Here is a 25,497-nt window from a genome sequence, read left to right as displayed (position 1 = left end):
GTGTCATTTTTTGATATGATTTATGGCTATTATAAACTTATCAAGTGCAAAGACCAATCACTTGATAAATAAAAAAAAGGTGGTTTTAAATATGGCAGAGTACACAATTGAAGAAAAAGATAGCTTTACCGTTTTAGGCTTAGGAACAGAACTTAAGAGTGATTATACAGACTATGCTGGCATCAACAAGGAAAAGTCGGAATTTTGGCAGACGGTTAAAAAGGATGGCCGACTTGAAACTTTAAAAGAACTTGCCACGAATGACTACATTTTTGTCGTGAACGAGGCAGTAAACAATAAAATGATGCATTATGCCGGAGTCATGACAGAAGCCACTTTACCAGATGAAGAAGCTAGAGTGATCCAATTCCCTAAGGGAGAATACCTAATTGTGAAAGGGGAAGCGGAGACAGATGAGCAATTAAGCCAATTGCTTACTGGCATTGCCTTTGGTCAAGCTTTGCCAGAGGCAGATGATTTTGCCTATGTCGGGGGTCCAAATACCACGGTTGTAATGGGGCAACGAAACGATTTCGTATTTGGTGAAATGTGGATCCCTGTTATTCGAAAATAAAGGAGGGAGATGTAATGACCTATGTTGTTGATTTTAAAAATGTGTCAACAGTTGGCTTAGAATCTTCACCAGTAGTGGATGCTCTAGCCGGATTACGTGCAAATGAAGCCCGCTATTTTATGAACAAATATAAGCATGAATTTACAGTTGTTCCAGCCTGCGAGAGTCAGGACACCATTGCGTATGTCAACCATATATTGAAAGAAGAACGCAATATTGAGTTTGCAGCTAAACCGCTAGAAACATCTCGTTTCCAAGTAGAAAATATTAAATGGGCTTTCGTCTTTTTTGAAGATGGGCTTGAGGTCAATGTCATGTATAATGTCGATGATCCGAAAAAACGCGCTGTTGGTTTTAAGCTCTCTGAAGGAATGGAAGTACCGAAGGAATTAGAAGGAAAGTTTAAGTTTGCCAGACAAAAATCCAAACTAGCCGGAACAATTCGCGGTTCGTTCTTTGTTATTAAAGGGCAATATTAAAGCCTGTGATCCGATATTTGTTCAATCAGGACATTCTAAGTTCCTGATTGAACAAAAGAATTTTTAAATATCTAACTTCATTGAAGGTCCAAAGAACTCATAATGAATCTGCTCTTCGTGTATACCAAGTTCCTTTAGACCACGAAGGATTGCTTGTAAAAATGGAACTGGACCGCAAAGATAGTACTCCGCACTATCCACTACGGCATTTTCCTTTAACCACTCCGTATTAATATAACCTTCTTTTTTAAAATGTTTATTCAATCGGTCTGTTTCAGAAGGGTTTTCATAGATGAATGAAAGATGGTAATTTGTCATTCGTTCCGCTAATTCTAGTAATTCCTCTTTGAAAGCCTGTTGCTCTCCATTCTTTGATGCATGAATGAATGTAACATAACGGGTCGGCTCATGGTCTGCAATGCTGTTCACCATGCTGATAAATGGGGTAATACCAACACCCCCACTAATAAAAACAACTGGTGCAGAGCTTGCTCCCTTTAGAGTGAATTCTCCCGCAGGTGCCGTCATTTCAATAACATCCCCATTATGAATATGATCATGGAGATAATTGGATACCTTTCCTTCCGGCTTATTAGGTTCCGCTTCGCGTTTTACAGAAATACGGAAATATTCCTTATTTGGGGCAGCGGATAAACTATATTGGCGATTGACTAAATAAGGCTCACCAGGAATTTGAAGGCGGACGGTAATGTATTGTCCCGATTCAAACACAGGAACTGCTGATTGATCAGCCGGAGCTAAATAGAAAGATGTAATGACCTCGCTTTCCTTGACTTTATCGATCACCTTAAACGGTTTGAAATCGCTCCAACCATTTGTCTGTAATGCTGCTTGTTCATACAGCTCTTTTTCTATATTAATAAATACCGAGGAGATCACTCCATATGCATCAGCCCATGCATTGATAATTTCTTCCGTTGCTGCAGCACTAAGAACTTCCTCGATAGCTCTTAGAAGATGTTCTCCAACAATCGGATAATGTTCAGGCTTTACACCAAGGCTACGATGTTTTTCTGCAATCTGTCTAACAACAGGAGAAATCACCTCCAGTCGATCTATATATTGAGCTGCAGCAAGAACGGCATTTGCTAAAGCCGTTTGTTGGCGGCCTTGATTTTGGTTTGCATGATTGAAAATATTCAACAATTCAGGATGCTCGTTAAATAAATTTTTATAGAATACTGTCGTAATTTCAACACCGTGAACTTCTAATACCGGTACTGTGAATTTAATGATATCGATCGTTTTTTGAGCTAACATTGTGTAACGACTCCTTTTTTGTTTAAGATATATTTAAAATACATCTTTTATGATAAAAGCAAATACATCTCAAAGCAATATTTTAAATACATCTTTTAAGTTTACAATTTGAAATTTGCTGCCAGTCATATATTCTATAAACAAGGCTTTGTTAAACCATATTGTTTCATGTGAAACCAAGATTCCCTGAGAAAATGATTCTCATTTACAAAGCCATAAACAAAAGGAAGCAATGTGAGGAGAAAAAATAATGCGTTTAACTAGTTACTCTGACTATTCTTTTAGGGTTCTCATTTATTTAGGCACAAAGGATCGCGAGAAACTAATAAAAATTACTGAAATCGCAGATGCATTTTCTATTTCAAAAAATCATCTAATGAAGATTATTCATCATTTAGGAAAAATGGGATATATCGAAACCATTCGCGGCAGAGGCGGAGGCGTTCGACTAGCAAAGTCCCCCTCCGAAATAAATGTTGGGGAGCTGATTCGCCAGACAGAAGAAGATTTTCATATTGTTGAATGTTTTGATCGCAAAAATAGTCAATGTGTCATTACACCAGTGTGTTCACTTAAACATATTTTTCAGAACGCTTTAGAACAATTTTTAAAAGAGTTGGATCGCTATACGCTTGAGGATGTTGTGAATAACAATATTATGTTGAAAGATTATTTTTCTTCTTAAAAATTGAAAATCACAGTTGAGAGAGAAAAATGACCTCGATAAACAATATTCATTGTAGTGCTTTCATTATCGCCATAACTGGCTCTGTAAAGTAAAGACAGTTTGATCATTTCCTGACATACAATCTTAAAAACAAACTCTTTTTAACACTCCTAAATATTGATATAATTATTAATAATGATTATCATTATCGTTTAAGGTTGAAAAGAGGTGAATGCATTGGCTATTAAAACAAATGAGTTAATCGAGTATTTCGCAACCTCCTCGATTCAATTTAGAAACGCTTTTAAAAGCACATTACCTGCTGGAAAAATAGATACAAATCGAAAAACGGATTCTCAAACTTGCGGACTGATTATTCCACTTGAAGGTGAAGCCCGCTTCTCCTTAAATGGCGTTCCTTATTATATTGATAAGAATACGATCGTCCATGCCGGAGCAGGGATGGATATTGAAATTAAAACCTTTGAAGAAGATTGGACGTACGTTGTTATCCACTATCATTTAATTGATGCTGAGGATAAATTTAGTACCTTTGCCAACAAACACTTCTCAATCGAAATTGATCATATGGAGGAAATTGTAGAAATTGTTCAACTATTATTGAACAAAAATATGAATCCTGATTATTTCTCCCAGTTTGAATTAAAGGTTCTGTTCATGAATTTACTCCAATCCATTTTAAATGGTGCGAGAAATAGCCAATACAACTTTACCTTACAGCAGGTAACCAAAATATTAGATTACTTCCACACACATTATGAGGAAGAAATTAGCATTCGTGAAGTAGCCGACATGTTTGAGATTGATCGCAGAAGGATAGCTTACCTCTTTGAAAAAATCACAGGTTTAACTCCGATCCAATACTTAACAAAATACCGAATCTCCAAAGCGAAGGAATTGCTTACCGTTAGTGAACTCACCGTCTCTGAGATTTCTGAAGCTGTCGGATATCAGGATAATTTTTATTTCAGTAGGGTTTTTAAAAGTTTAACAGGGACATCCCCCAGTCAATATAGAAAGGACCATCAAAGGCTGTAAAGAGTAGCGAAATAGCGCTACTTCTTCACTTTTTCGTGCAAATGCTCACTTAAGGTATTGCCACTATATTCCTTTCTAAAGAGCCCTTTTTCTACTAAAAGAGGAACTACCTTTTCTAAAAATAAATTCAAAGATTGGACAGATCCCCCTGGCAAGGCGATCACTCCATCAAGTGCACCATGCCGGTACCATCTTATTATTTCTTCAACCGCATCAGCGGGTGTTCCAATGACGACCCAGTGGGCCGAGCCAATGACTTCAGGTTTAGAAAGCAACGTCTGAAGAGTTGGCTCTTCATTGATGATGATTCGTCTTAGTAAGTCTGCATGCGTTCGGCTGCGGACGTTCTCCATCACTTCAGGAATGTCTTTAGCAGTGATGCGGGATTGGAGCGATAGATGACTAAGATCCACACCTAAAATACGCTGAACCGCAGCTAATCTTTGTTCATTCGTTAAATGGGCATAAGCGTCTTGATAAAGTTGCTGCGCCTCCTCACGAGTCTCTCCTAAAAAGAAATGCATGCCAGGCAACACACGAATCGCTCTTGAATCACGTCCATGTTTATGAGCCCTTGTATGTAAATCACGTCTTAATTCAATTGCTGATTCCAAATCTGGTGTGGCAGCAAAGCAGGCATCTGCCACAAAAGAAGCAAAATTTCTCCCTAAATCGGAAGCACCTGCTTGAAATAATGGAATGGACGTTGAATCAAAAGCAGGGACATTCAATGGACCTTCTACATGATAAAACTCGCCCTTATGGTGAATGGGAAAAATCATTTCTTGATCGGCAAATTGTCCAGATTCCCGATTTATTGTTAGCGCCTCATTTGGATAACTGGCCCAAAGCTTACGTACTACCTCAGTAAATTCTAGTGCCCTTTCGTATCTTTCTTTTGAAGAAGGCATCTCACCTTTTCCAAAGTTGCCGCTTCCCTCAATCGAAGTGACAATATTCCAGCCTACCCGCCCTTCGCTCATCCAGTTTAGCGATTGCAGCTGCCGAGCAACCGTAAAAGGTTCACTAAACGTCGTAGACATTGTCGCGACAAGACCAATTTTCTCTGTCTCTCTGGCAATCGAAGCCAACATGACAATGGGGTCTAAACATGTGTGCCCTGGCGATTTATCGGCCATTTCTTTATTGAAAAAAAGACTATCCGGTTTAAACACAAAATCCAGTTTCGCTGCTTCAGCCCTTTGCGCCAGCTCAAGATAATATTGACTTGAAAACAGCTGTTCAGCTTTACTATCCGCACGCCTCCACCCTTCCCCGTTCAACCATGTTGGAGAAAGTGTTAAGCCGATACACAAAGACATATTCATTCTCCTTCCTACTCTTGCGGTAATACGTCATAAGATACACATACCGGAATATCTTCATCCTCGATAATAGTAGCGGTAATTTGAAATACATCCTTTAAAACCGGCGCTGTCATAATCTCTCTCGGTGTTCCAGTTGCCAACACCTTTCCGCTCCTCATGGCAATGATGGTATCCGAAAAGCGAGAAGCCTGATTAATATCATGCAGCACCATCACGATTGTACAGCCGTGTTCTTCATTCAGTTTCTTGACTATTTTCAGCACTTCAATTTGATGAGCCATATCTAAATAGGTCGTAGGCTCATCAAGCAAAAGAATCTCTGTTTTTTGTGCCAATGCCATCGCCAGCCATACCCGCTGCCTTTGTCCACCTGATAATTGAGCTAATTCACGCGCTTCAAATTCCGTCGTTTGCGTCACTTCCATTGCCCAGTCAATCATTTCCCTATCTTGCTTGGACAGCCGATTCACATTTTTGCGATGGGGATAGCGACCATATGAGATTAATTCTCCAACAGTTAGCTGAGGTGGTGCAGAAGGAGATTGGGATAAAATCGCCAGCCGTTTGGCAATTTCCTTCGTTGAGAGTGCTTGCATATCCTGCTCTTGAAGGAATACATGTCCCTTCTCTTTTTTCAATATCCGCCCCATTGTTTTAAGAAGCGTTGATTTGCCACAACCATTTGGACCGATGATTGTCGTGATTCTGCCATATTCAATAGAGGCATTTAAATTTTCAAAAATGATGTTTCGTTCATATCCTGCCGTTAATTCTTCCATCCGAAAAGCAGTCAGCATTCTATCTTCCTCCTTTTAACGTGCTTTCACTAATAAATATAAGAAGTACGGAATCCCAATAATGGAAACGACGATGCCAACGGCTAACTCTGATGGGGCGAATAAAGTTTTTCCAATAAAATCAGAAAAAACGAGCAAAGCAGCACCAATTAACGCACTTACCGGTACTACGAAGCGATGTTTAATCCCCACTAACTGCCGGGCAATATGGGGAGCCATCAATCCGATAAAGCCAATGCTCCCTGAAACTGATACACAGGCACTAACTAAGCCAACGCTGGCCAAAAGGAGAAGAATTTTTTCTTTTTCCAAATGAATCCCTAAGCTGACAATGGTATTATCCTCAAGCTGAAAATAATCCAGTAAATAAGACTTTCGATAGATGTAAATGCCAAGAATAATAATCCAAGGGAGCATCGAGACAATAAAGATCCAATTTGCATTATAAATTGCACCAGCCTGCCAAAGTGCGGCAGATTCGAAGTCTTTCTCGTTCATTTTTAATGAAAGATACAAGGACAATGCCCCAAACCCACTATTAATGGCAATCCCTGTTAAAAGCAGCCGTTGTACATCTAAACGGCCATGCTTATAGGAAAGAACGAATATAATGGCTGCCGCTATCGTTCCACCAATTAACCCGAATATTGGCATCATCATAATGTTGAGCCATTCTGATCCATCTGTACGGACTGCTTGAAACTGAAAGAAGAACAAGAAGAAGACAACCGCCGCTCCTGCTCCAGCATTAATCCCTAGAATTCCAGGGTCGGCTAGGTCATTTTTCGTAATCCCTTGAAGAACGCAGCCCGCTAACGCTAAACCAATACCTACTAAGATCGCAATCATAATTCGTGGAAGACGCAGTTCGAAAATGACAAGTCTAAATTTTTCATTATCTACCAAACCAAACAAGGTTTTAATAACTTCCACGACGCTCATATCAAACATGCCATTGGTGACATGCAAATAAAATCCGATAAAAATGATAGTAAAGGTGACGATGACGGTAAAAACGAATCGATTCCGCTTTGGTTTAGGCATGCCTATCACCTCCACGAGATCGAATTAAATAAAGAAAGAATGGAATTCCGATAAAAGCCGTTACGACCCCAATTGGCGTTTCAAAAGGATAGTTAATGAAACGACTGACTAAATCACACAGACTAAGGAAAAAAGCACCCACTAAGAGTGAACAGGGAATGATAGAACGATAGTCCACTCCAACTAAAAATCTTACAATATGAGGAATAACCAATCCTACAAAAGCAATTTTTCCGACGAGTGCCACTGCCGTTCCTGTTAAAAGAACAACAGAGAACATCGATAAATAACGAATAAGCTTTGTTTTTTGCCCGAGCCCTACGGCAATATCCTCCCCTAAAGAGGCTACCGTGATGGCACGTGCACAAATTAGAGCAATTAATATGCCGACTAAACCAAATGGCACCGAGAGAAGAAGCATACCCGTATCAACAGTATGAATTTTTGTATTATACCAAGCAGCAACAGTTTGCGAGACTTGGAAATACATCGCAACCGCAGAAGCAACACTGCTTAAAAAAGTTCCGATGACAGTCCCGATGATCGCGAGCCTGACCGGCGACAGACCGTTTTTAATCGCCGCTCCAAAGCCAAATACTAAACCTGCTCCCAAAGCCGAGCCAATAATGGAGAGAATCATCATTTCATAGTTGGCCAATCCAGGCGCCATGACCAACGCCAACGTAATCACAAAAGCGGAACCATCGTTCACGCCCATTAACGAAGGCGATGCAAGATAATTTCGCGTAATCCCTTGCATAATCGCGCCGGCAACAGCTAAAAATGCGCCAACAACAAGAACAGCAATTGCCCGAGGAATTCTACTCGTCCGGATAATCTGATGATCCGCATTGCTTTGATCAAAATGGAGCAGTGCCTGCCAAATCGTTTCAAGCCCGATCTCTTTTGTTCCATATGAAACAGAAATTATCATTGTGGCGATAATCAATAATGGAGTTATGAACATAATCATATTTCGAATATTAGCTGTCTGATTCACTCTTTTGCACCTATCTTCTAACGTGCAGATTGGAAGCGAAGACGATGCTTGCTTCCAATTTTGCAGCTTCCATTATTTCAATAAATTTTCTTCGAGGACATCTAAAAATCTAGTTTTCGACCACGCGGTTCCACCTTCAGCTAATGGTGCAATCGTATTCACATATACCTCTCCGTTTTGCGATGCTTTTAAACTTTTAAAAATTGCATTATTTTGCAGGTCATCCAATGCTTTTGGAGCATCTGCATTTTCCGTCTCTGCAAATTGCAAAAAGATAATATCTGGATCAACATCTGATAAGGTCTCTAATGATATTTCTGCTTGTGCTTCCGCTTTTGCCACAACATCTGGAACTGTTAACCCTAAATCCTGATAAAGAATCGGGTTAAAATAGACATTCTCCGGATAGACATACATTTGCCCAGCGCGAATACGGATCATCAGCACAGATTGATCACTTACATCTGAATTGGCAATCTTCTCTTTGGTATCTGCTACTTTTTGCTCATAATCAGCAATCAGTTTTTCCGCTTCAGCTGTCTTGTTCGTTAATGCTGCTAACGCCAAGAGATTATCTTTCCAGTTGGCTGAGATGTGAGAGTATGGGAGAGTTGTGGCTAATTTATTCATTTGCGTCATGACATCTTCGCCCCATTTGGACGTTCCAATAATCGCATCAGGCTCTAATGAAAGAATCGCCTCTGCACTCGGAGCTCTTTTATCTCCTATCAATGCCGCTCCTTCAAGCTCATTTAAATATTCTGGAATCCTCCCTCCTACTTCTAATACACCGACTGGCTTAATCCCAAGCGCGACCGAATCTTCCATCGATTCAAAGCTGGCAGCGACAATATTTTCAACAGGATTTGGGAATGCATACTCTGTCCCCAAATAATTTATCTTAATTTCCTTTGCTTCCTCCACTTCAGATTTCGTTGCTGTTTCAACCGGTTTTTCCTCTGTTTTTTTACTACTTTCTTCTGATGTATTACAAGCAGCCAAAGAAAAGGTCACTAATGTGGCCACTCCATATTTCCAAAATCTCTTCATATATTTCCCTCCAGCATTTAATTGATATTGATTCTCATTACTGATCCCATCCTACCAAACTGCAATAGGGAAATGAATAGATATTTGCGTATGAAAGAATGGACTTTTTTATACCAATAAATTGGTAATTTCATAATAGTTTCCTATAATTTAAACAATTATTTTATATTTCTTTTTATATAAAATGGATTTTTTTCAGGACTCCTCATTCATTTTTATATATTTATTACATTGGAAATTGCTGAAGAGAATTGTATGATGGCGAAGGAACGATTGAAGATAGTTGATAAATTTGGTTGTAAAGGAGATTGATTTCGTGCAAAACAAAGATATTCAATTTGATTACGATTCGAAATTCACCCATTATCAATATACCATTGAAGTATATGTGCCAAATGAAACTCCTCCAAAATCGGGGTTTCCGATCGTCTATTTGTTAGATGGACAATCGTATTTTCAATTTGCTAAATATGCTGTTAAGCTGCAATCGGCTAATACAGCAAAAACGAAAGTTGAACCTAGCATCGTGGTGGGGATTTGCCATGATGAACAAGACATGAGGCAACGAAGATTCTATGAATTTACTGCACCAGCAGAGCATTATCTTTTCCCCGAGCATGCGAAAGGAAAAAAGATGAATCTCGGTCACCATGGCGGCGCCCCCCTCTTCCAAAAATTTATGAAAGAAGAACTCAAGCCTGCGATCGAAAAGAAATTTGCTGTAAATAAAAATAAGCAGACTCTATTTGGCCATTCTTTGGCGGGATACTATACGATTTGGTGCTATTTAACGCACTGCCATGATTTTCAAACCTACATCGCGATAAGCCCATCGATTTGGTGGAATGGAAAAGAATTATTTGACTATTTGGAGAAAGCAAATCCAGATGATTTGCAGAAATTATTCATAGCCGTAGGTGAACACGAGGGATTCATGGTCGAGGATGCTAAAGAATTCTACAAAGAATTGCCCGCTCTTTCAAAGGAACTATTTATTGCTTCAGAGGAAAATCACGCTTCCGTTGTACCTGCAACCATTAGTCGGGCATTGCGGTTTAAGGGCGGAGAAACTTAACTGCTGCATTCGTGCAGCAGTTAAGTTTAAAAACAGCAAGTGCATAAGCAGTTGACTGATTATCTTATACGGAAACAGAACTATCAACGGGACTTTGCAATCTTAGGCACACGTAATAGTTAGTCGAAAACAGACCTTGATGCAACATTCATGGGAATGAAAGATGATTATATGAAGAATGGTCAATTGAAAGCACCATTAAATCAATTTTGAAATTAGAATGACTTAATATAAGTTGACTGTAAAACAGTTGTTTCAAACAATTCTACAGAAAACTACCGTTTTTTTCCCAAGCCCCTTTTCTATTTGTCGCTAAAGCCTAAAATGGAAATGAGAAAAAGTGTAAAATCAGACTAGACGTTTACAAAAAGGGCTGATTTCAAAATGTCATTTTTTAACGACATTTTGAATCAGCCTTCTAATTCGGTAAATTTCCTTATTTTTGGTTACCACCCAATATACGATGAATATGGATGATTAGATAAGTTTTCTCCTGCCCGGATAAGTCAATTGCATATTTTTGTTTGACAAATCGTGTAATACTCTCAATAATTTCGCTTTCTTTGGACATAGATTGACTCAATTGGTCGTATAGAATATCAGACTCAGAATCCTCAAAAGTTTGTTTTTTGACTATTCTCTCTGCGAAAAATTTCAGATGAGTAATGAATCTTGAGTAAGAAAGGCTATCCTTTTCAAAATAGGTGTTTGCTTTTCTAAGTACAATTGCCTCAAGATGGTCAATCAACTTTACAATCTGAACTTCCTGATTATATGATTCTGAATTTAAGCGCGCATTCACAAAATGCAGTCCGATTGCGGAAGCTTCACTTTCAGGTAGTTCTATACCCATTGTTTGATTGATAAGGTTCACCGCATATTTTCCAATCGCATATTCCTTTTGATGATATTTAACTACTTCAATATAGTTAAACTTCTCACCTATTATTCCCTCGGAAAAACGATTGGCAACAAAGGCAATATGGTCGGACAAGGATAAATATAAGTAATCCATGACTTCAATTCCGTGTTCTTTAGTCGCATAATCAATGATTTCTTTTACAATATTAAAGTAAGTATCATCCAACTCGCTTGCCAACTGTATAAAGTTTCGAAGAATAGTTTTATCTTTCAGGATAAACGTCTTCTCTACCTCAGACTCTTGTATTTCATGGCCAATTGATTTCTTATATCCTATTCCTTTTCCCATTAAAATACATTCATTTCCTGAATCGTTAACCGCTAATATCAACGAATTGTTCATAACTTTTAGGATTTGCATGGCCATCCCATTCCTTAGATGTTAGTTTAATCCATTGTTTTTAATTACATTTTGATACCAGAAGAAGCTGTCCTTCTTAATTCGACGCAACTCTTTTAGATCAAAATCATCTCTGTCTACATACACTAAACCATATCGCTTCATAAATCCTTGACGGGAACTTAACAAATCCATAACAGACCACGGACAGTATCCAAATAACTCCACACCATCTGAAATAGCGTCATTACAAGCAGCTATATGATTTTTTAAGTATTCAATACGATAATCATCATGCACTTTTCCATCCTCTGTCAACTGATCGCCTGTTCCTAAACCATTCTCTGTAATAATCATCGGCAGACGATATTTTTCGTAATAATCGTTCAGTACAAGTCTTAAGCCCATCGGATCTACTTGAATACCGTAATCTGTTACTACCAGATTTGGATTCTTTTCAATCTTAAAGTATCCATATAAGTTAAAATCTATATCATTTTCTTTCGTTCCAAATGGATGAGCTTCATCTACAGGTAGATAGCTTGCTACCAATGTGCGATAATAATTCAATGCAATAAAGTCTGGTTTTGCTGCCTTCAGTATTTCTTCATCTTCTGGCTTTGTCTCTGGATAAATGTCACATTTCTTAAGGTATTCTTTATAGTATCCTGGGTAATCGCCGAAACAATACATTTCCAGGGCATAGTTTGTTTTGAAATTGTCATTCATTCTTGCCGCCCATACGTCCTCTGGACGGTTTGAACTAGGATATGTCATAGTAGAGGACACGGCCGGACCAATTTTTGCATCTGGCAGCATTTCATGACAAGCATTTGTCGCAAGAGCATGAGCCACAAACATATGATAATCCATCTGTGCTCTCACTTTCTCAACCTGATCGCTTGGCACATCATACATATTCATTCGTATATTAACTCGAATCATTAGATTTTGCTCATTATGGACCTGCCAATGCTTAACACGGTCACCAAATGCCTCAAAGCAAATTTTTGCATATCTTTCAAATGCATAAACAGAATCGCGGCTTTCCCAGCCATTGTACTTGTCAACAAGTGCAAATGGAAGATCGAAGTGATATAGAGTCACAAATGGAATAATATCATTTTCTAATAAGAAATCAATCACATTATTGTAAAAGTCAATTCCCTTTTGATTCACCTCACCGTCGCCATCGGGAATAATTCTAGCCCATGAAATGGAGAAGCGGTATGTTTTTAATCCTAATTCTTTCATTAAAAGAATGTCTTCTTTATAGTTATGATAAAAATCACTGGCTACTTTCGTATCTGCTTGTACATCTGCTTTTTGAAATGCATTGTAATCAGCTACGGTTTTTCCTTTACCATCTTTGTCCCAGGCTCCTTCAATTTGGAAGGCCGAGGAGGAAGCTCCCCACCAAAAGTCTTTTTTAAAATGGTTTTTCATATTTGACACTCCTATGCTTTTAGTAAAATTAACTCATCATGAATGGTTGATTTTTCGTTCTCTACAAAAGAAACGTTTTGGTATTGTGTGGAATTCGTAATAATCAACGGTGTGCTGAGATCATATCCTTTAGCTTCAATTGCTTTTATATCAAATGAAACTATTTTGGTTCCTTTGCTGATCTCATCGCCTGCCTTTACATGAGCTTCAAATCCTTCTCCTTTAAGCTCCACCGTATTTAATCCAATATGAATTAACATTTCTACCCCGTTTTCCAATTGTAAACCGATAGCGTGTAACGTTGGATAGAGGATAGACACTTTACAATTCATTGGTGCAACGACTTCACCAACCTCTGGATAAATGGCAATTCCTTCTCCCAATGCCCCCGAAGAAAACACCTCATCTTTGACCTGAGCTAAAGGGATAATACTACCTTGAATCGGTGAAGGTATGCTCGTTTCAGCCTCTGTCTTTACTGAATCAGGAACGATTCTATCTGTTTTTTTGGGAGTCTCATCAACAGTGCCTTCTTCAGGAATGTCTTTAAAACCAAACAACATAGTCATAGCCGCTGCCCCAAAGAAAGCAATCGCAATCCCAATTATGTAACATAAAAATGCCTTTGTTCCCGCTTCAATATAAACTGGTATCGTTAAAACCCCTTGGTTAGCAAAGGCTGTACCATAGGATCCACCCCATCCCATTAATGCCCCGCCTAACGCTCCACTGATAACCGCATAAATCATTGGTTTTTTCAGTCTTAAGTTAACGCCGTATATGGCGGGTTCTGTCACTCCAAAAAGTGCAGTAACAGTTGAAGTGGCAGCTAATGTTTTCAACTTTTTATTTTTTGTTTTCAAGAAAACCCCTGCAGCTGCTCCTGCTTGTGAGAAGTTCGCTGCTCCTGCAAACGCTAGAAGATTCTGTTGACCAGTTCGTGCAACATCATTAATCCCGATTGGTACGATTGCCTTATGGGCTCCAAAGATGACAAGAACACACCAGATTCCCCCTATAAAAGCACCTAACAACGTTGGACTAATATCCATAATGACGTAATACAGCCAATTTATAAAGTTTCCTAGGTATATCCCAATAGGTCCAAAAACAATCAAAGTCGCAGGTACCATTACTAATAATGTGAATGTTGGGACCATAATAATCTTTAAAACTTCAGGTGTAATACGTTCAAAATAGCGTTGAACATAGGCCATAATAAATACTGCAATGATGATTGGGATAACAGTTGATGTGTAATTCGCTTGGGTGACACTAATTCCAAATAAAGTGACAGAAGCTTCTCCTGACATTAATGTAACGATGTCAGGGTAACACAGTGTTGCTGCTAATACCATCGCAATGATTTCATTTGTCTTAAACACTTTTGCTGCTGCATACCCGATAATTATCGGGAAAAAATAAAACACTGCACTTGATGCTGCATTCAAAATAATATACGTATTGTATTCCTTAATATCAACACCCCAATAGGAGGTGGCAATCATTACTGCAAGAGCTAAGATCCCTTTGAGCATACCTGATGCGGCAATTGCAGGGATAATTGGTGTGAAAATTGCTGTAACAATACTTAAAATTCTGTTTCCAATAGAACTTTTTTCTTCCTCTTTACCTTGAGTCTCCTTTAATTCACCTAACTGCTGTATGATGTGGTCATGTACTTCTTCCACTTTATTTCCAATAACAACCTGGAATTGTCCACTACTCTCCACAACAGAGATGACCTCATCCATCTTATTTAGATTCTCTTTATTGGCCTTCTTTGGGTCATTTAGGATAAATCGCAAACGTGTATAGCAATGGGTTAAACTTGATACATTTTCTTTTCCTCCGACATTCGTCAAAATGTCTTTTGCAACCTGTTGATAATTCATATTCTTTGCTCCTTCTGCTCCTTCGTTAGGATTGGTCCGCTGGCCAACGGATAGGAGGAACACACATTGACATAAAAAAAAGATCAAACATACACAAATAATCCATGGAAAATACATAAATTCTCCCTTGGTTATTTGGTGTACATTTGATCTTGCCTGCATTATCAGTAACACGTCAAAATGTATTCCGCTGTTTAACTTTGTTTTTAAATTAACACGCTTTCATTTTTATTGCAAGCCCTTTTTTTATTCTCCTATTCAGATTATAAAACAAAAAAGATATACTTGTACAAATTTTTATTTTAGGATATTATACTGCATTAAAGAATCTAGTTGCCTGGAATTATTGAACATTGGTTGTTTATTATATGCCCTGATACATTAAAAAAATTAGTGAATCTAAGCTCAAAAAAAGAAAGTTATGCTCTTCTTCATACCCAAAATTAGCCACTTCAGTATATATCTTCTTTGTATTTAAATTTACTTTCTAAACATATAAAAACGAAAGGAGATCATGGAAAAATGGAAAATACGCACAGGAACCAAACATCACTCATTTTATGGATTGTGCTGTTTTTTTGGTTCGCTCAATATGTCTATGTTCCTTATCAAACTACATATCTACTTCTAGCGCATATTTCTAGTAATTTGGTTGGTACAATTATCGGTGCATATGGTATTTCACAACTTGTGCTTCGGCTTCCTGTGGGTATTCTTGCTGATCTTAGCAGCAATCATAAACTTTTTATCATTTTGGGCTCCTTTTTTGCTGGTGCTGCTTCTTTATTTCGTATTTTGTTACCTGATGATATTGGCTTTTTAATTGCAAATATTTTATCAGGTACAGCAAGCGCAACCTGGATTTCCTTTATGATCTTGTATATGAGCTTTTTTACAAAAGGAGATCAAACTCGTGCAACCAGTAAAATTATAATGGCTAACAATTCAGGTATGTTACTTGGCTTTGTCACTAGTACTTTCTTGTATGATATTGTCGGCATGATGGTGATTTGCGCCTTCAGTTTAGGAGCTGGTCTTATTGCATGTGTACTTTCCTTTTTCCTCCATGCAACAAAACCATCCATACAACCTAAAATAGGTGTAATAGAGTTATTACAGGTAATAAAAGATAAAAATTTATTACTTTATTCATGTTTAGCGTTAGTACAGCAAGGTGTGCAAATGGCTACAACCATGTCCTTTACAAACCAAATCATCCAGGATCTTGGCGCAACAAATATGGTAATTGGATTTTCCTCCATCATCTATATGCTCTCTGCCGTTTTATTTGCCAAGCTAGCCTCAACCAGATTTCTTGAGCTACTAACAAAAAAACAGTGGATATACTCTAGCTTTTTATTACTGGGCATTTACTGTTTAATGGTTCCTCAAACGGGGTCCATATTTATTGTTTGTTTCTTACAATTAATTCCTGGAATGGGTACGGGTATATTGTTCTCTCTTCTAAATTCTGAGGCAATCAAATCTATTCCCCAGCAAAAACGATCAACAGCAATGGGCTTTTTCCAGGCAATCTATGCCTTAGGTATGACTACTTTTCCAATAATCAGCGGCAGCATTTATGAGCATCTATCCATGAAAGCCGCGTTTCTATTTTTAGCTGGAACTTGTTTTATTGCCTTCTCTGTTTCCTTGATATACTCTCGTAAGGAAGAAAGCAGATCCCTTAAAAAAAAGGTGTCTTAGCTGGAACTATCCATTTGTCTTTGAAAAGGAACATTTTTTTATGCCCTTTTAATATGTGAAAGAGTAAACAAATAAACATTGACAGTCCAATGCACCCAATTGGAGTGTATCCAAAAATTATAAATGCAGAAACTAAGAACCTAGTATAAATGCCCAACCTCACGAGCAATACGAACCTTATAATTAGTTTAGAAAAGTCCATTGAAAACTTCATTCTTATGGTACGGAGCACCGTAACGTTACCTTTTCGGTGCTGGAATATTGGGTTGGCTCATCATTTTAATCTGTGACATATTAATGGATTGGTCTCTATATATTTTTCTAAAACCGATTAATAAAGTTGAAAGTTGTTAAAGTACTCGTATGCTAGCTAACACTCAAGGTTCTAATAAATATATCGATTTCATCATGCTGTAAAACCACGAATTAAACAACATAAATAAATGATAGAACTTTTCTTAGAGAGGCTTAAAAAAATTTAAGCGAGGATGTTAGTATACATTCTATCCGAATATAAATGGGGGACATTTTTTATGAGATATATTTTTTTACATGGACTTGGACAAGATTCATCTAGCTGGGATCATACCATTTCTTTTCTTTCAAGACACCGCCCTATAGATTGCCCTGATTTACCTGAGCTGCTACAGCAAAAAGAAGTAACCTACAACCATCTATATGCTAGCTTTGTAGAATATTGCGCTGAAATTGACGAACCGTTACATCTCTGTGGTTTGTCATTAGGTGGCATTCTAGCCTTAAATTATGCGATAAAATACCCTGAAAGAGTAAGCTCTTTAGTGTTAATTGGCGTACAACATAAAATGCCTAAAATATTATTAAAATTCCAAAATATGATCTTTCGGCTTATCCCCAACTCTGCCTTTCAACAAATGGGATTTACGAAGCAAGACTTTATTCAGCTTACAAATTCAATGTCTACTTTAAACTTCAGCAAAGGCTTACATAATATTTCTTGTAAAGCCTTGATTGTTTGCGGAAAGAACGATCATGCAAACAAAAAAGCCTCTAAGGAATTAACAGCGTTGATTCCAACAGCAAAACTTCAATTTATCACAAAGGCAGGTCATGAAGTAAATACACAAGCACCACGAGAATTAGCTGAAATGATAGAAGCTTTTTATGGGGGAAAGTAGGTGTAAACTGTGAAAAAAAATACTAGAATAATTTAAGATTGAATCTAATGGAAAATTTCAGGTTCCATTTTATACCTTTGATTCAAAAATACAAACCTTTCTCTTAAAAATCAAATGACTAAAATAGCTATAGACTTATCAAAGCATTGAATACTTAATAGTACTTATACTGACCTTTTTAATCTCCAACCACTTTACAATAAATAATTAAATTCGCCGTTGCCGTCTTTTTGAAATTTAAATGTTTCCCCATTATATTGGAACTCACCCTCAATACTATTTTTAGTTTGTTGAGTTATATTCCTTATTCTCATTTGTCAAACTTGCTTCTGTATTAGCTATAGCTGGAGTAGCAACAATAGAGAGCATTAGTGAAAAAGTTAAAAATATTAAAATTTCCTTCGTATAGTTATTTTTTACAAATGCTGTAAAGCGATCTTTCTAATATTTCATATTATGTTATTATTTTCAATATACTTAAATAACTTTTTAGAGGAGATAATAAATGAAACTGCTAAAATTTATCACAATGCTTCTAGTCATTATCTGTATCATGATTTCATTTCTAAAAAGCCACTTTGGGGTTTTAGCATTCTTTTTTCTCGGTATTTTCTTATTGATAAGAAGCAAAATGGAAGCAAGTAAGTGGGGGTTCCTATTCAGTAGTTTGCTTTGTATTTTTAGCCTTTGGTTTTTCATTACACTTGTGTTGTCAGGGAAATATTAAGGATTTTTGTCAAAAGCTTGGGTCCCTTTAAATTTAAAAAGAAATTCAGAGAAGAAACATATAGAAATTAACGGCAATACCATTTTTCCTTCATTTAACCTACCCTAAAAAGCGCAGACCTGCTTACCTTTGGCCTGCCCTTTCTTCTCATATTTTCTCACTAAGCCTCAAAAAGGACCATTTCTCGCTTTCGATTTGTGAATGTGGCCACCTTCGTCACCCCTCTGTTCATGAGCATCGCTTGAATGTCATCTCCATAAATTCCCATAACCTGTGGGAAGTGAGAATCAGAAAAGGTTGAAAAAGGAACTTGTTCTTCTACTAAAATATCAAGTAGCATCGCACTTGGACACATTTCCTTAACCTGATAACGGTAGGTAATAAAGACCAGGATTTATTTCCGTCGCCGCGTCGCTTTCCTTTAGCTCCTTTGCTAAATGGCGAAGGGGATTATCAAACCCCAGCCATTATAAGAAAAAATCTTTCATTAAACCAAATAAATTTATCTTTCATATAAAGATGAAAAGAGTGATCAAAATTTACGATTGCAATAAAAATTTTTATTGATTAACTTCCTTTATTTGAATATCTGGGCAATTTATGACAGACAGTATTTCTTCTAAACTTGTTAGTTCAAAAGGACAAATGATCCCTTTTACTTCAGTTTTCAGGGCAATTTTTGCTAATGAAGCAGTCACCATCGCGGTTGTATGATAATCAGAGAAGGTAGCTAAAGATAATATTCTTACCCGCTCTTTGTTATCAACCACTCCCTTTACTTCCACAGTAAGAAAAGCATTTTCATTCTTATTAGGATTATGCCTTATGACCTTAGAAAGAAAATTATTATTCACTTTATTAATCATTTCCATAAAACCCATTTTTCTTATCATAGAAACCAGCTTATTAAAGGCATTAACATTCCAAGAAGTCCAATAATTTATCGGGGCAGTTGTTAATTTTCCTCTTAACAATAGCTTTTCTGAATGGTCTATTAACCTGACCTCTTTTTCTCTAAAATGATTAAGAAAATACATTCTTCTTTTTTTTGTAAAGCCAGATACAGTTTTACTTTGAAAGGAAACTGGTTGGTCAATTATCTTTAACATATCTAAAATTCCAGATATTCCTGCTTTCGCATTCGTACTTTGTAATAAACCAACGTTTATCTCTGTTACCTCTTGGAAATCCGAAATAGCTTCCTTAATCATTAAGCCTGATAAACCAGGGAAAAATCCAGACATTATTACAGAACCTATATTATTATTTTCTGCACTTTGATTTAGCTCATATACTTTCTCAGCAAAATCATAAAACGGTGTAACATCTATACATAATATTTTATTCTCAATACACTTTTTTTGAATGTGAGGATTTCTCTGTTTTACTGCTACGACTACAATATCCACATTCTTTATTACTTGTTTAATATTTTCTTCATTATCAACATCTAAACATTGAAACTGAACGTTACTGTTAAAAAAAGCTGCTAACTTCTTACCTCTTTCATTTTTATAATCCGTTACTATTAATTTTATTTGATTTTCAAATACTCTCAGTAACTCCATGCAAACTAACTTACCAAGAACACCAGATGCTCCAACAACCATCATTTTTTTCATGATTTAAACCTCTCTCTATTAAACCTTTCCTAAATTTTAACATGTACTCTTTGAATTTCATGTAAAAAACTTTCGTACTAATCTGGAATTTAACAATTTTCCTTTCATCTTAAATTTAACTTTTTTAACAGATTTTAGGTCTGACACTATCGGATGGAGAAGTATCATAAAAGACTTCAATCAAGAAGAATTGTTCAAGTATATTCCGTAAAGGAAACTGTTACGACAACTCTATCATGAAGAAGTTCTTTAGGATTATGAAATCTGAATTCTTATACTAAAAGGAATTTGAAAGTGTGGTGCATTTAAAAAAAGCTAGAAAAATATATCGAATATCAAAACACGAAAGGATGAAGACAAAATTAAAAATGAGATCGGTGCAATACCGAACTCATTTTACCCAAGGTCGCCTGAAATAACCGTGTCTAACTTTCAGGGGGTTTTCTTCTTGGTTCACATTTATCATCACTGCCATTTATTTTCAATTTTGGCTCAATTTTACCTAGAGTATCATCTAATCTTACCTTTTCAAAACCTAATCTCAGGATGGTCTTGACAAGTGATACTGAATTTAACAATGCATAGAAAAACAGAAAAATATATAAGTAAAAAATGAAAATTAACATTAGTAGAAAAAAATCATCCTCTAAGCTAGTAGAAACAACCAGATACATTCCAATGGATAAGATCGCATGCCAACTCCATAACACACTAGATAAATAAAATGGAAAAAAGAAACGAATATATAAATTTTTCCTATTCAAAAAAAACAGAAAGTTATTGTTGCTCACAGATAGAATAATCGCAAAACCTGATATGACAATAGCCATCATAGCTATATCCGCTGCTATCAAAACTTTAGAAATTTCTAAAATTATGCCCTTTAAATGGAGACTGTCTATATAAAACATCAAATAAAACAAAAATGTTGGAATCATTAGAGAAATGTAAAACTCATGACAGAAAATTAATTTAGAAAAACCATAAACCTTAAGCATTTCTTTAAACTTATATTTATTTTTTTCAATACTCATTTTTTGCTGCTCCTAAGTGTTGATCAATCGCTCTTTTTAAAAATGTTAAGTAATTTCTAGTGAATTCGTCAATTTTGTCATCTCCAGATTGAATTGACTCATATAACAACTCTTGCTTAGATAATATTTGTCTATTTTCATTATTTCTATCTTTGCCTCTAACATCAAAATGTCCATAACCTGCTAGAGTCATATTCACAGGTTTTCTAAATAACTTAGACTCTGGATTGAGTCCTGACTCATGTGCTATATATTCATGTACAGCTTCTCTTGATTTTAGATTCTTTAATTCTTCATCAAGGTCATTAAATTCTTCATCATCATCCCAATTTGCTGGTATTAAATGAAATTTAGCATAATTTATTTTTTTTAGATTCTTTAATTCCTTTTTTAAATCACTTGCATTAGGCAATAATTCATATTTTAATTCTCCTAATTCAAATGCATTTCTTTCTATCATTTGTGTGAAGACTTCAATAAATTGGTTTCTTGAAATCCTCCCTTTTCTCTCTTCAAAAACTACAATTTCATTTTGGTAATCAAAAAGAAAATTTGACCACTTTGCAACATTTTCAACACTATTCTTTGTAATTTGTACAACATTAGTGTCAACTATACTAGTAATCTCATCTTTAGCTCTTAGAACTCTTCCAGCAATCATTAATTTTTCATCAATTTCCAAAGGAGTTACATCGATAAAGTTCCATAACGATTTATACTTACTAAAAAATTTCTCTGATGTTGCAATTCCTTTTTTAAAGTGAGCTTTTGTTATGTTTAACGGATATGAAAATAGATTTTGATTAATACTTAACTTGGCAGCATATAGATGATGTTTCCTCAAAATACAATTCCTCCAATAAAATCTTACTTTTGAAAGAATTCGACATTTAAATTTATTTTCCTCCATATTTCCCATTTAAGTTACAATTAAAACAGACTATTCGATAAAATTTGATAACAAGTTCCCAGTTAATCATAGTTATGTGTTCTTAACATGTCTTTCGCAAAAAACTCTTTTGCAATTTGTTAAACCTTATTCAGTTGTGAATCGTTCTACGTAATTATTCTTAAAGAAATTTTGTCAAAATCTCTACTTTTGATATACTATAGAAAAAATTAAAGGAAGTGTTCATTTGGACAATACGACATTTAAAACTATATCTGTTTTTAATCATAAAGGCGGCGTTAGTAAAACTACCACCACATACAATATTGGTTGGAAATTAGCAACAAAAGGATTCAAAGTACTACTAGTTGATGGAGACCCACAATGTAACTTAACAGGATTAATACTAAAAGATAATTTTGAAGATTATTACACAACAGGCAGCTCGAAACTATTTAATATAAAGGATGCTGTCAGACCAGCTTTTTGAAGGAACCCCACACCCTATTCAAGCAATAAATTGCTATTCTCCTAGTGAGAATCCAAATTTATATTTAATACCAGGTCATATGGATTTATCAGAATATGACCCTGCCTTAAGTTTGTCGTTAAATAGTAATAATGCTATAACAACACTTCAAAATTTGCCTGGTTCTTTTTTTGAACTTATCCGATTGTGTTCAGAAAAGTATTCAATTGATATTGTATTAATAGATATGAATCCAGGCCTGAGTGCAATTAATCAAACCTTTTTTATTTCTTCAGACGCATTTATTATCCCAACAAATCCAGATCCGTTTTCATTAATGGCTCTTAATACAATGCAAAAAGTTTTACCTCGTTGGAAACAATGGTCATTAAATTCTGCTCCATTTTTTGAAACTGCAACTTATCCGTTGCCACAAAAAGAACAAAAATTTATTGGAGAAATTATTCAAAGGTTTAATCTTAGAAATAACAAACCTGCTGCAGCTTATAATGACAAAATTTTAGAAATACAAAACTTTATAGAAGAAGTTTTTGTACCTAAACTTAAAACATTTAATATGGTTGCAGATATTAACAAAGCCAAAAGTAAAGGCTATACAGACTCATATTGTTTAGCTCAAATACCAGAATTCGGGGCCCTTTTACAACGGTCCCATGAACATGGTGTACCAATATTCGCTTTAAAAGATTCTCAAATGGGTACTACAGGTAGAGTAAAAGCAAGTATGATAGACAAACAACATGAACTAGATATACTATTTGAAAATCTCACAAATTCTATTATTGAGACATTAAAATGAACTCAGCTCTTAAGCAATTTAATTTTTTAATACGCGACACACGTCAAATTTCAAATGTATATCAACACTTTAATCTACCAAGTTTAGACGATTTATTAAGATGGCAATGGACACAAACCGTATCCGCCCTTGATAAATATATTCATGATGTTATCAAATTAGGACTGATCAAAACTTACAATAAACAAATTATACCTACTAAAAGTTTTTCAAATTTTCTTATCCCAATTTCTATACTAGATGATCCTTTACTAACTTCTAACGCATTTGAACAGTTTGTAATACAAAAATTATCGTATAATTCTTATCAAACTCCCGAAAAAATTAATGAAGGCCTTTCTTTAATCTGGTCCGAAGAACATAAGTGGCAAACTATTGCAGAAAGTATGGGAAGAGATAGAAAATTTATAACAAACAAATTAAATTTAATTGCTCAGAGACGTAATCAAATAGTTCATCAAGGAGATTATCCTTCTTATAATTTAGAAAAAGAATCCTTGACATTATTAGAAGTTAATGATGTTATCAATTTTATAGAACAGTTAGTAAACATTATACACATCAATCTACAGAATGATTTTGCTGTTAGAGTGTTAAATCAACACCAACAAAATTTGGCAATGGTATAACACCATCCTACTCTTTCTCCCCACTTTTTATGTACGGTTCAACTTAACGTTGGAAAGGGTAAACTAATATAAAAAAGGAGTAGACCATAGTAATTTCGTCTACTCCTTTTACCTTTTATTTAAACTTTACTAGTGATTTGCTATTTTTAAAGATTGGATACTACTAGCATTAAACCTCCAGTGTTAGCTTCAATATCGATACTTTAATCGCCATCACTTTTAGCTTCCGTTTACGTTTTCTATCTATTACGATTTATAGACTGTTTGTATTCAAACCTCATTTTGGATAGGCTACACTTAGTTGGACAGAATTTTTAAGGTCAAGTAGACTACAGATAATATAAGTGAGGAGAATCTACATGGCCAAAAGAGAACGCCGAACATTTACTGAAGATTTCAAACGACAGATCGTGCAATTGTACCAAAATGGAAAATCGAGAAAAGAGATTATTCGTGAATATGACCTTACTCCTTCTTCTTTAGATAAGTGGGTGAGTCAGAGCCAAAATTCAGGTTCTTTTAAGGAGAAAGACAATCTAACAAATGATCAAAAAGAATTGATGGAACTCCGGAAAAGAAATAAACAACTAGAAATGGAAAATGATATTTTAAAGCAAGCCGCGCTGATACTAGGACGAAAGTAATTGTAATCAAGAATAATCAACACAAATACTCGATATCAGCAATATGCAAAGTCCTACAAATCTCTAGAAGTGTCTATTATTATGAAGCAAAAGAAAGAAGAGCAGAGGATCCCGTTGTCTCTGATGTGGTTGATATCTTTCACGCAAGCCGTCAAAACTATGGAACACGAAAAATCAAAGTAGAATTAAAAAAGCGTGGTCTTATCGTTTCCAGACGAAGAATCGGCCGCATCATGCAGGAGCAGGGCCTTGTTTCTGCCTACACAACCGCTCAATTTAAACCACATACGAAAACCTGTAATGAATCAGAACAGAAAAATGAATTGAATCGTGAGTTCGCCCAGAAACAAGAGATGAGCGCAATCGTAAGCGATTTAACGTACGTAAGAGTTAATCAAAAATGGAAATACGTATGTGTCTTTGTCGATCTCTTTAATCGAGAAATTGTTGGTTTTAGTACAGGACCAAATAAAGATGCACTACTCGTATATCGTGCGCTAGCTTCTATCAAGGTCGATCTAAATAAGATACAGCTATTTCATACAGATCGTGGAAATGAATTTAAAAACCAATTGATTGATGATGCTTTAAAGACATTTAATATTCAAAGATCCTTAAGTATGAAGGGCTGCCCGTATGATAATGCAGTAGCAGAGGCAACATTCAAAATCATCAAAACAGAGTTTGTGAAAGGCAGGCATTTTAATGGTTTAGATGAACTAACAAGGGAATTACAAGACTATGTTCACTGGTTTAATAGCATACGAATTCATGGGACCCTTGGATATGAAAGCCCAATTGATTATAAGCAAAGACACCTTAAAAAAATTGTCTAGTTTTGTG

Annotated in this window: 24 protein-coding genes and 1 pseudogene; 12 read left to right on the top strand and 13 right to left on the bottom strand. The window is 35.9% G+C overall.

Features of this window, described 5'->3' with window-relative positions:
• The first annotated feature begins 91 nt into the window (after positions 1-91).
• Both FCJ93_RS11775 and FCJ93_RS11770 read left to right on the top strand, forming a co-directional pair.
• Positions 92-574, top strand: a complete 483-nt coding sequence (locus tag FCJ93_RS11775) for a GyrI-like domain-containing protein (protein WP_095313978.1) — start codon at positions 92-94, stop codon at positions 572-574.
• 14 nt (positions 575-588) lie between these two features.
• Positions 589-1,053 carry a phage tail protein gene (locus FCJ93_RS11770; protein ID WP_137743770.1) on the top strand — a complete coding sequence of 155 codons (465 nt, stop codon included), beginning with the start codon at positions 589-591 and terminating at the stop codon, positions 1,051-1,053.
• A gap of 63 nt (positions 1,054-1,116) precedes the next feature.
• On the opposite strand, the gene hmpA is transcribed toward FCJ93_RS11770, so the two are convergent.
• Positions 1,117-2,334 carry an NO-inducible flavohemoprotein gene (gene hmpA, locus FCJ93_RS11765; protein WP_137743769.1) on the bottom strand — a complete coding sequence of 406 codons (1,218 nt, stop codon included), beginning with the start codon at positions 2,332-2,334 and terminating at the stop codon, positions 1,117-1,119.
• 250 nt (positions 2,335-2,584) lie between these two features.
• On the opposite strand from hmpA, the gene FCJ93_RS11760 reads away from it, so the two are divergent.
• Together FCJ93_RS11760 and FCJ93_RS11755 are read left to right on the top strand one after the other, a co-directional pair.
• Complete coding sequence (locus tag FCJ93_RS11760) at positions 2,585-3,019, top strand: RrF2 family transcriptional regulator (RefSeq protein WP_095313970.1); 435 nt, start codon at positions 2,585-2,587, stop codon at positions 3,017-3,019.
• 210 nt (positions 3,020-3,229) lie between these two features.
• Positions 3,230-4,060, top strand: coding sequence for a helix-turn-helix domain-containing protein (locus tag FCJ93_RS11755; protein WP_235879466.1), 831 nt, complete (start codon positions 3,230-3,232; stop codon positions 4,058-4,060).
• Positions 4,061-4,077: 17 nt separating this feature from the next.
• Here the strand turns inward: FCJ93_RS11755 and FCJ93_RS11750 are convergent, their stop codons facing one another.
• The 5 genes from FCJ93_RS11750 to FCJ93_RS11730 form a co-directional block, all read right to left on the bottom strand.
• On the bottom strand, positions 4,078-5,388 hold the full coding sequence (locus tag FCJ93_RS11750; protein WP_137743768.1) for an NtaA/DmoA family FMN-dependent monooxygenase: 1,311 nt from the start codon (positions 5,386-5,388) through the stop codon (positions 4,078-4,080).
• Between the two features lie 8 nt (positions 5,389-5,396).
• The gene (locus FCJ93_RS11745; protein ID WP_095313964.1) at positions 5,397-6,185 is read right to left on the bottom strand and encodes an ABC transporter ATP-binding protein; all 789 of its coding nucleotides are present in this window, start codon (positions 6,183-6,185) and stop codon (positions 5,397-5,399) included.
• Between the two features lie 15 nt (positions 6,186-6,200).
• A complete protein-coding gene (locus FCJ93_RS11740) occupies positions 6,201-7,229 on the bottom strand; it encodes a FecCD family ABC transporter permease (RefSeq protein WP_137743767.1) in 1,029 nt (342 codons plus the stop codon).
• Positions 7,222-8,229 carry a FecCD family ABC transporter permease gene (locus FCJ93_RS11735; protein ID WP_408014796.1) on the bottom strand — a complete coding sequence of 336 codons (1,008 nt, stop codon included), beginning with the start codon at positions 8,227-8,229 and terminating at the stop codon, positions 7,222-7,224. The genes FCJ93_RS11740 and FCJ93_RS11735 overlap by 8 nt, the downstream gene beginning before the upstream one ends.
• 72 nt (positions 8,230-8,301) lie before the next feature.
• Positions 8,302-9,279: an ABC transporter substrate-binding protein gene (locus FCJ93_RS11730; RefSeq protein ID WP_137743766.1), complete on the bottom strand. Its 978-nt coding sequence runs from the start codon at positions 9,277-9,279 to the stop codon at positions 8,302-8,304.
• 316 nt (positions 9,280-9,595) lie between these two features.
• Between FCJ93_RS11730 and FCJ93_RS11725 the strand changes: the two genes are divergently transcribed.
• The gene (locus tag FCJ93_RS11725) at positions 9,596-10,354 is read left to right on the top strand and encodes an alpha/beta hydrolase (RefSeq protein WP_095313956.1); all 759 of its coding nucleotides are present in this window, start codon (positions 9,596-9,598) and stop codon (positions 10,352-10,354) included.
• A 436-nt stretch (positions 10,355-10,790) separates the two neighbouring features.
• Here FCJ93_RS11725 and FCJ93_RS11720 read toward each other — a convergent pair whose 3' ends face one another.
• The 3 genes from FCJ93_RS11720 to FCJ93_RS11710 are packed head-to-tail and all read right to left on the bottom strand — an operon-like array spanning position 10,791 to position 14,956.
• On the bottom strand, positions 10,791-11,636 hold the full coding sequence (locus FCJ93_RS11720) for a PRD domain-containing protein (RefSeq protein WP_095313954.1): 846 nt from the start codon (positions 11,634-11,636) through the stop codon (positions 10,791-10,793).
• A gap of 21 nt (positions 11,637-11,657) precedes the next feature.
• Entirely contained in the window at positions 11,658-13,061 is a 1,404-nt protein-coding gene (locus tag FCJ93_RS11715; RefSeq protein ID WP_095313952.1) for a glycoside hydrolase family 1 protein, read from the bottom strand.
• 11 nt (positions 13,062-13,072) lie between these two features.
• Positions 13,073-14,956: a beta-glucoside-specific PTS transporter subunit IIABC gene (locus tag FCJ93_RS11710; protein ID WP_095313950.1), complete on the bottom strand. Its 1,884-nt coding sequence runs from the start codon at positions 14,954-14,956 to the stop codon at positions 13,073-13,075.
• 522 nt (positions 14,957-15,478) lie between these two features.
• Here FCJ93_RS11710 and FCJ93_RS11705 point away from each other — a divergent pair.
• Together FCJ93_RS11705 and FCJ93_RS11695 are read left to right on the top strand one after the other, a co-directional pair.
• A complete protein-coding gene (locus FCJ93_RS11705; RefSeq protein WP_095313948.1) occupies positions 15,479-16,663 on the top strand; it encodes an MFS transporter in 1,185 nt (394 codons plus the stop codon).
• A 533-nt stretch (positions 16,664-17,196) separates the two neighbouring features.
• Complete coding sequence (locus FCJ93_RS11695) at positions 17,197-17,820, top strand: alpha/beta fold hydrolase (protein WP_095313945.1); 624 nt, start codon at positions 17,197-17,199, stop codon at positions 17,818-17,820.
• An 887-nt stretch (positions 17,821-18,707) separates the two neighbouring features.
• Here FCJ93_RS11695 and FCJ93_RS11690 read toward each other — a convergent pair.
• Both FCJ93_RS11690 and FCJ93_RS11685 read right to left on the bottom strand, forming a co-directional pair.
• The gene (locus FCJ93_RS11690) at positions 18,708-18,887 is read right to left on the bottom strand and encodes a hypothetical protein (RefSeq protein ID WP_137743765.1); all 180 of its coding nucleotides are present in this window, start codon (positions 18,885-18,887) and stop codon (positions 18,708-18,710) included.
• Positions 18,888-19,107: 220 nt separating this feature from the next.
• The gene (locus FCJ93_RS11685) at positions 19,108-20,169 is read right to left on the bottom strand and encodes a saccharopine dehydrogenase NADP-binding domain-containing protein (protein WP_137743764.1); all 1,062 of its coding nucleotides are present in this window, start codon (positions 20,167-20,169) and stop codon (positions 19,108-19,110) included.
• Between the two features lie 144 nt (positions 20,170-20,313).
• Between FCJ93_RS11685 and FCJ93_RS25890 the strand changes: the two are divergent.
• A pseudogene (locus tag FCJ93_RS25890) lies at positions 20,314-20,588 on the top strand (IS3 family transposase); the annotation flags it as partial.
• Between the two features lie 6 nt (positions 20,589-20,594).
• Here FCJ93_RS25890 and FCJ93_RS11680 read toward each other — a convergent pair.
• Both FCJ93_RS11680 and FCJ93_RS11675 read right to left on the bottom strand, forming a co-directional pair.
• Positions 20,595-21,203, bottom strand: coding sequence for a hypothetical protein (locus FCJ93_RS11680; protein WP_137743763.1), 609 nt, complete (start codon positions 21,201-21,203; stop codon positions 20,595-20,597).
• Positions 21,193-22,047: a hypothetical protein gene (locus FCJ93_RS11675; protein WP_137743762.1), complete on the bottom strand. Its 855-nt coding sequence runs from the start codon at positions 22,045-22,047 to the stop codon at positions 21,193-21,195. The genes FCJ93_RS11680 and FCJ93_RS11675 overlap by 11 nt, the downstream gene beginning before the upstream one ends.
• 292 nt (positions 22,048-22,339) lie before the next feature.
• On the opposite strand from FCJ93_RS11675, the gene FCJ93_RS25660 reads away from it, so the two are divergent.
• From FCJ93_RS25660 to FCJ93_RS11660, 4 genes are all read left to right on the top strand, one after another.
• Positions 22,340-22,582: a ParA family protein gene (locus FCJ93_RS25660; protein ID WP_211344112.1), complete on the top strand. Its 243-nt coding sequence runs from the start codon at positions 22,340-22,342 to the stop codon at positions 22,580-22,582.
• Positions 22,560-23,381: a ParA family protein gene (locus tag FCJ93_RS11670; RefSeq protein ID WP_211344111.1), complete on the top strand. Its 822-nt coding sequence runs from the start codon at positions 22,560-22,562 to the stop codon at positions 23,379-23,381. The genes FCJ93_RS25660 and FCJ93_RS11670 overlap by 23 nt, the downstream gene beginning before the upstream one ends.
• Positions 23,378-24,010, top strand: a complete 633-nt coding sequence (locus FCJ93_RS11665) for a HEPN domain-containing protein (protein WP_137743761.1) — start codon at positions 23,378-23,380, stop codon at positions 24,008-24,010. The genes FCJ93_RS11670 and FCJ93_RS11665 overlap by 4 nt, the downstream gene beginning before the upstream one ends.
• A 359-nt stretch (positions 24,011-24,369) precedes the next feature.
• Positions 24,370-25,490, top strand: a protein-coding gene (locus FCJ93_RS11660) for an IS3 family transposase (protein ID WP_137743760.1) whose coding sequence is annotated in 2 segments (ribosomal slippage) — positions 24,370-24,619 and positions 24,619-25,490 — 1,122 coding nt in all. Because the reading frame shifts where the segments join, the coding sequence is not laid out codon by codon here.
• The last annotated feature ends 7 nt before the right edge of the window (positions 25,491-25,497 follow it).

The sequence above is a fragment of the Robertmurraya siralis genome (assembly GCF_005502275.1).
GTDB lineage: Bacteria > Bacillota > Bacilli > Bacillales > Cytobacillaceae > Robertmurraya > Robertmurraya siralis.
The sequence above is the reverse complement of the archived record's forward strand: the minus strand, read 5'-3'. Positions and strand labels throughout refer to the sequence as shown.

Coding starts and splice junctions, on each gene's coding strand:
- FCJ93_RS11775 (WP_095313978.1), top strand. CDS start 92: ATGGCAGAGTACACAATTGAAGAAAAAGATAGCTTTACCGTTTTAGGC.
- FCJ93_RS11770 (WP_137743770.1), top strand. CDS start 589: ATGACCTATGTTGTTGATTTTAAAAATGTGTCAACAGTTGGCTTAGAA.
- hmpA (WP_137743769.1), bottom strand. CDS start 2,334: ATGTTAGCTCAAAAAACGATCGATATCATTAAATTCACAGTACCGGTA.
- FCJ93_RS11760 (WP_095313970.1), top strand. CDS start 2,585: ATGCGTTTAACTAGTTACTCTGACTATTCTTTTAGGGTTCTCATTTAT.
- FCJ93_RS11750 (WP_137743768.1), bottom strand. CDS start 5,388: ATGAATATGTCTTTGTGTATCGGCTTAACACTTTCTCCAACATGGTTG.
- FCJ93_RS11745 (WP_095313964.1), bottom strand. CDS start 6,185: ATGCTGACTGCTTTTCGGATGGAAGAATTAACGGCAGGATATGAACGA.
- FCJ93_RS11740 (WP_137743767.1), bottom strand. CDS start 7,229: ATGCCTAAACCAAAGCGGAATCGATTCGTTTTTACCGTCATCGTCACC.
- FCJ93_RS11730 (WP_137743766.1), bottom strand. CDS start 9,279: ATGAAGAGATTTTGGAAATATGGAGTGGCCACATTAGTGACCTTTTCT.
- FCJ93_RS11720 (WP_095313954.1), bottom strand. CDS start 11,636: ATGCAAATCCTAAAAGTTATGAACAATTCGTTGATATTAGCGGTTAAC.
- FCJ93_RS11715 (WP_095313952.1), bottom strand. CDS start 13,061: ATGAAAAACCATTTTAAAAAAGACTTTTGGTGGGGAGCTTCCTCCTCG.
- FCJ93_RS11710 (WP_095313950.1), bottom strand. CDS start 14,956: ATGAATTATCAACAGGTTGCAAAAGACATTTTGACGAATGTCGGAGGA.
- FCJ93_RS11705 (WP_095313948.1), top strand. CDS start 15,479: ATGGAAAATACGCACAGGAACCAAACATCACTCATTTTATGGATTGTG.
- FCJ93_RS11695 (WP_095313945.1), top strand. CDS start 17,197: ATGAGATATATTTTTTTACATGGACTTGGACAAGATTCATCTAGCTGG.
- FCJ93_RS11690 (WP_137743765.1), bottom strand. CDS start 18,887: ATGCTACTTGATATTTTAGTAGAAGAACAAGTTCCTTTTTCAACCTTT.
- FCJ93_RS11685 (WP_137743764.1), bottom strand. CDS start 20,169: ATGAAAAAAATGATGGTTGTTGGAGCATCTGGTGTTCTTGGTAAGTTA.
- FCJ93_RS11680 (WP_137743763.1), bottom strand. CDS start 21,203: ATGAGTATTGAAAAAAATAAATATAAGTTTAAAGAAATGCTTAAGGTT.
- FCJ93_RS11670 (WP_211344111.1), top strand. CDS start 22,560: ATGCTGTCAGACCAGCTTTTTGAAGGAACCCCACACCCTATTCAAGCA.
- FCJ93_RS11665 (WP_137743761.1), top strand. CDS start 23,378: ATGAACTCAGCTCTTAAGCAATTTAATTTTTTAATACGCGACACACGT.